Genomic DNA, 5,785 nt, shown 5'->3' on the forward strand with positions numbered 1-5,785 from the left:
ACCGCGATCAGCGCGGTCAGGCCCAGAAGCAGGCTGATGAATCCGAAGGTGCGGCGACGGTCCTGCCGGGCCGCCAGAACCCCGCCATAGTCGAACCGTTCATAGACGACATTCCGCATCGGCATCCCCAGATCCAGCAGCGTATCCGACACCGCCGTGACCATCGGGCCGGGACCACAGATCAGCGCCACGGCGCGGGACGGATCAAGCCCGTCCAGCACCCCAGCCAACTTGGTCCGGTCCAGATAGCCGACCTCGCCGGGCCAGCCGTCCTCCGGGTCCTCGCTGACCAGCATCACCCGCAGATCAAGAACCGCCTTGGCTGCCTCCAGCTCTGCCAGACAGGCGAAGTTCGCGGGCGTTCCCACCGCATAGGCCACCCGCACCGGGCGCGGATCGCGCCGCGCCACCATATCGCGCAGCAAGCCCATCACCGGCGCAATCCCGACCCCGCCCGCGATCAGCAGAACGGCCGTGGCAGGATGCCGTTGCAAGGTAAAGGTGCCGTAAGGACCATCCACCCCGATGGATGTGCCAAGGGGCAGGCTCCCCACGCTGCGTGTAAAGTCCCCCACCTCCTTGATGATCAGGCTCATACCCGCCCGCTGCGGGCTGTCTGCGATCGAAAACGGATGATCGAACAACGGAAACCGTCTTGCACCGACGGTCATCCAGACGAACTGCCCCGCCCGATACGGCAAAGGGGCCGTCCCCGGCATCGGTTCCAGATCCAGTTCCCAGATCCGGTCCGCCAGTTTCGCGATCCCGCGCAGCCGCCACGGCTGCCGGTGCAACCGCATCCAGCGCCAGCCATAGAGCACGGCCATCACCGCGACGGCAACAGCCCCCGCGCCCCACCAGAACAGATGCAGCGGCCCCAGCGCGCTCAACCGCCCGGCGGTTGTCGCGTGATGCAACCCGCCACCCAGGGCCATCAGCGCCAGAATGACATGACTGCCGCGCCAGATCTCATAGCGGAACAGGTCGCGCGCCACCCCCGCCGCAACCAGCAGCGCCAGCGCCACCAGCGCCACCACTCCACTGCGATAGGCGGGCAGCAGGTGATAGGCCAGCAACCGCTGCGCCCCCCGGCCCGGATCGTCCAGAAAGGTGGGCAGCACATAGGCCACGGGATGGAGCATCAGCGCCAGCAACACCCACCATGCGGCAAACTTGTGGAAGGCCATGATGCGGTCAATGCCCATCCCGCCCGATACACGCCGGAACCGCCCCGAGGTCACGAACTGCACGACCATCGCCACCAGCCCCGCCAGCCCCAGTCCGGCGCCAAAGGCCTCCCACCGGTCCAGCGGCACGGTATCGGACAGCCCCGCCAACGCCACCGGCGACAGACAGATCACCAGATAGACCAGCGCCATCGCGCGGGCGGACAGGCCGGGCCATGTGCCGGGTGACAATGGCGGTTCAGGATCGGCGGTGGAAGTCATGCGTCTGCGTCTCCGCTTGTGAACTGCAGAGTGACATCCTGCCCACATGCACGCTTTGACATACCTCAAGGACGAATCGATCAACCCAAGGCAGAGTTGCTCCGCGTGACCCCCCCGGATTGTCACAGGAGGCTTGCATGACACGGCGCAACACCACCGGCCATCTTTTGATCCTCTTGCTTGCTCTGGGCCTCATGCTGGCCCCTGCCCCCACCATGGCGCAGCAAGGTCTGATCCAGTATGACAAGGACGCGCTTGCCCGCCTTGTGCAAGAGTGGCTTGACGCGCCGCATGCCGATCACACGTCACTGTCCTTCACCTATTGGAACAAGGACGGGGCGGTGCCTGAAACCTGTGCCGCCTGTCATTCCCAGCCGGGCTTTCTGGACTATCTCGGCGCGGATGGCACGCAGGCGGGCGTCGTGGACCACCCCGCCGCCATCAACGCCCCCATCGGCTGCGCCGCCTGCCACACCGACACCGCCCATGCGCTGGACAGCGTCACCTTCCCTTCGGGTGTGACGGTTGACGGGCTGGGCGCGGATGCGGTCTGCACGGTCTGCCATCAGGGCCGCCTGTCCGGCGCGGATGTCACCGCCGCCACGACCGGTCTGGACGAGGATACGCCCTCAACGGCCTTGGGCTTTCTCAACATCCATTACGGCATCGCGGCCGCCGTGACGGGGGGCGGCGATCTGGGCGGCGGCTATCACTATCCGGGCCGGTCCTATGCCGGACGTTTCGGCCATGTCCCCGGCGCCGACAGTTGCACGGCCTGCCACGACCCGCACAGCACCAAGGTCGAAACCGAGGGCTGTCTCAGCTGCCATCGCGGCGTCACGGATCTGCGCGACATCCGCACCCGGCACGCTGACTTCGACGGGGACGGCGTGATCTCGGGCGGCATCCATACCGAGATCACCGGCCTGCACAGCCAGCTCTATGCCGCGATCCAGACCTATGCCACGCAAACCATCGGCACGGCCATCGCCTATGCGCCGGGGCAGTTTCCGTATTTCTTCACCGACACGGACGGCGACGGTCAGATCAGCGCGGCAGAGGGCATCTTTCCCAATCGCTACCAGTCATGGACACCGCGCCTGCTCAAGGCCGCCTACAACTATCAGGTGGCGAAGAAGGACCCCGGCGGCTTCGTGCACAACCCGCGCTACCTGCTGCAATTGCTGCATGACAGTCTTGAGGATCTCTCAACCGCGAACGGGGCGGACCCGGGCAAGCGACCGCGCCCCTGAGGGTCACGGCCCAACCGCAGGGTTGCGGGCCTGACCTCTTCCCGCTCACAACTTCCGCAGATAGGCCCAGGACACATAGCCCTTGAGGCCGCGCGCCCGCTCCAGCGAGACACGGCACCAGCGCGTCCCTCCGGTCTGCTGACAATCGCGGACACGCAGAACGGTTCCGTTCGGTAACCCCACGATCACACTGTAACCGATCCCCGGCCCCCCGCGCATCTTCAGCATGTCGTCGCCCTCGACGCCATAGACCTCGTAACGACCCATGGACCCCGCCGCCGCGGGCTGGACACCCGCCCCGATACCAAAGACCACAAGGGCCAGAATGATAAGAATGGATCTCGGCATGGTTCACTCCCGCTGGCGGCTTTGGCGTCTTGGTAATCGCTGTCGATGCCAAACGGAACCTGCGATGATCCTTCTGCCCGAAAAGATCGGACAAACCTCTCGCAGGCCGCGCCTTATCCCTTCAGCCCCAGCCTGATCTGCTTCTCGATCTCGAGGATGGCAAAGAAGGCGACCCCGATGCCGACGATCAGAAGCCCGTCCGCCAGCGACACCGGCGCGGTGCCAAGGATCATCTGAAACGGCGGCAGGTAGGTGACGGCGAACTGTGCCGCCGTAATCGCGATCACAACCGTCCAGACCACCTTGGTCCCCCGCACGGCCGCCCATGTCAGCGATGTGCTGTGGATGTTGCGGATGAAGAACAGGTTGAAGATCTCCAGCACGACCAGCATGTTCATCGCCATGGTCTGCGCCAGCGGCAGCGGATAGCCCCGGTCCAACGCATAGGTGAAGATGCCGAAGACCGCCGCAAGGAACAGCAGCGCCACCATGATCACATACCAGACCAGCTCGCCCGACAGGATCGGCGCATCACGCGGGCGCGGCGGACGCGCCATCGTGCCGGCCTCGGTCGGCTCGAAGGCCAGCGCAAGGCCCAGCGTGATACCCGTGATCAGATTGATCCACAGGATCTGCACCGCCGTGACCGGCAGCGACAGCCCCAGCAGCAACGCCAGAACCACCACCATCGCCTCGCCCGCATTGGTGGGCAGCGTCCAGCTGATCACCTTCTTGAGGTTGTCATAAACCGTCCGCCCCTCGCGCACAGCAGCGGCGATCGAAGCGAAATTGTCATCCGCCAGCACCAGATCGCCCGCTTCCTTGGCGGCCTCTGATCCCTTCAACCCCATCGCAATGCCCGCATCCGCACGCTTGAGGGCGGGGGCATCATTCACCCCGTCCCCCGTCATCGCGACCGACAGGCCATTGGCCTGCAATGCGGTCACAAGCCTCAGTTTGTGTTCGGGACTGGTGCGGGCAAAGACATCCGTTCCCATCACCTCCAGCGCCAGTTGCGCATCGTCCAGCGTGTCAAGGTCGGCCCCGGTCAGAACCCGGTCCGGTCTGGCCAGCCCGATCTGCGCGGCAATGGCCCTGGCGGTTCCGGCATGATCGCCGGTGATCATCTTGACGCGGATTCCGGCGGCCCGGCATTCGGCCACGGCGGCGATGGCTTCGGGCCGGGGCGGGTCGATCAGACCAACAAGCCCCAGAAAGGACAGACCGCCCTCAAGTGCTGCCGCGTCGATCCGCTCATCGGATGTCACCCGCTCCGCCAAGGCCAGCACCCGCAACCCGCGCATCGCCATCGCCTCGGCGCGGTTGTGCCAATGCAACAGATCAATGCCCTGACACATCATCAGCACCCGCTCGGGCGCGCCCTTAACATGGATCATGCGGCCTGAGGGTCCGTCCGTCAGCACGGCCATGAAACGGTGGCGGCTGTCAAAAGGGATCGCATCCAGCCGTTGACCCGCAGGCGCCACACCGACCTTGCCCGCAAAGGCCAGCAGCGCCCCTTCCATGGGATCGCCTTCCACGGACCAGACCCCGTCCCGCTGCCGTAGCGCCGCGTCATTGCACAGCAGCGCCGCGCGGGCCAGCGCCGCAATCTCGCCCGCAGGCGTGACCGCGCCTTCGGGGGCATAGCCTTCGCCGGAAATCTCGAAGGCACCATCCGGGGTTTCGGCCGCGGCCACGACCATCTCGTTCCGGGTCAGTGTGCCGGTCTTGTCGGTGCAGATCACCGAGACCGAGCCGATCGCCTCGATCGCCGGCAGGCGGCGCACGATCGCATTGCGCCGCGCCATGGCCTGCACGCCGATGGCCAGCGTGATGGTCATCACCGCAGGCAGACCTTCGGGAATGGCCGCCACCGCGACGCCGACCACGGCCATGAACATCTCGGAAAAATCGTGATGCCCTACGAAATAGCCATAGGCCAGCAACAGGCCCGAAATCAGCAGGATCAGAAAGGACAGCCAGCGCGCGAAATGATCCATCTGCGCCACCAGCGGTGTCGTCAGCTGCGTGACCCCCTCCAGCAGACCACCGATGCGCCCGATCTCGGTCGTCTGCCCGGTCGCCACAACCAGACCGCGCGCGGTGCCCTGCGTGATCAACGTGCCCGACCACAGCATCGACCGACGATCCCCCAGCGGTGCATCAACTGCCACCGGACCCGCCACCTTCTCGACCGGCACGGATTCCCCGGTCAGGATCGCCTCCTGCGCCGCAAGACCGCGCGCCTCCAGCACCCGCAGATCCGCAGGCACCTTGTCACCCGCCTCCAGCAGAACCACGTCACCGGGCACCAGATCGGCACCGTCCAGCGTGACCCGCACCCCATCGCGCAAGACGGCGGCGCGTGGGGCCAGCATGCCGCGGATCGCGGCCATGGCGGCCTCGGCCTTGCCCTCCTGCAGGTAGCCGATCACGGCATTGGCCAGCACCACCGCCAGGATCACGCCCGTGTCGACCCAATGCTGCAAAGCCCCCGTCACAACGGCGGCGCCCATCAGCACATAAATCAGCACATTGTGGAACTGCGCCAGAAACCGCATCAGCGGCCCATGCGCGTGAACCTCGGGCAAACGGTTCGGCCCATGCGCGGCCAGTCGCCGCGCCGCCTCCGCCGCACTCAACCCCGCCGGGTCCGAGTCCAGCGCCGACAGACAGGCATCGGCAGACTGGCTGTGCGGATCGGTCAGCAGCATCGGACTCCTTTCAGCGGGC

4 protein-coding genes are annotated in these 5,785 nt (G+C 66.1%); 1 reads left to right on the plus strand and 3 read right to left on the minus strand.

Going from position 1 to position 5,785, the window contains the following annotated elements; translation table 11 throughout:
- A partial coding sequence (locus PVW27_RS21095; protein WP_274561132.1) for a ferredoxin reductase family protein occupies positions 1-1,448 on the minus strand: 1,448 nt, incomplete at its 3' end.
- A 137-nt stretch (positions 1,449-1,585) separates the two neighbouring features.
- Between PVW27_RS21095 and PVW27_RS21100 the strand changes: the two genes are divergently transcribed.
- Positions 1,586-2,701: a cytochrome c3 family protein gene (locus PVW27_RS21100; RefSeq protein ID WP_274561134.1), complete on the plus strand. Its 1,116-nt coding sequence runs from the start codon at positions 1,586-1,588 to the stop codon at positions 2,699-2,701.
- A 45-nt stretch (positions 2,702-2,746) separates the two neighbouring features.
- On the opposite strand, the gene PVW27_RS21105 is transcribed toward PVW27_RS21100, so the two are convergent.
- Positions 2,747-3,049 (minus strand): SH3 domain-containing protein, encoded by a 303-nt coding sequence (locus tag PVW27_RS21105; protein ID WP_274561135.1) that lies wholly within the window; start codon positions 3,047-3,049, stop codon positions 2,747-2,749.
- Positions 3,050-3,162: 113 nt separating this feature from the next.
- Positions 3,163-5,766, minus strand: a complete 2,604-nt coding sequence (locus PVW27_RS21110; RefSeq protein ID WP_274561137.1) for a cation-transporting P-type ATPase — start codon at positions 5,764-5,766, stop codon at positions 3,163-3,165.
- Positions 5,767-5,785: the final 19 nt, after the last annotated feature.

This window comes from Seohaeicola sp. 4SK31 (assembly GCF_028802875.1).
Lineage (GTDB): Bacteria > Pseudomonadota > Alphaproteobacteria > Rhodobacterales > Rhodobacteraceae > Seohaeicola.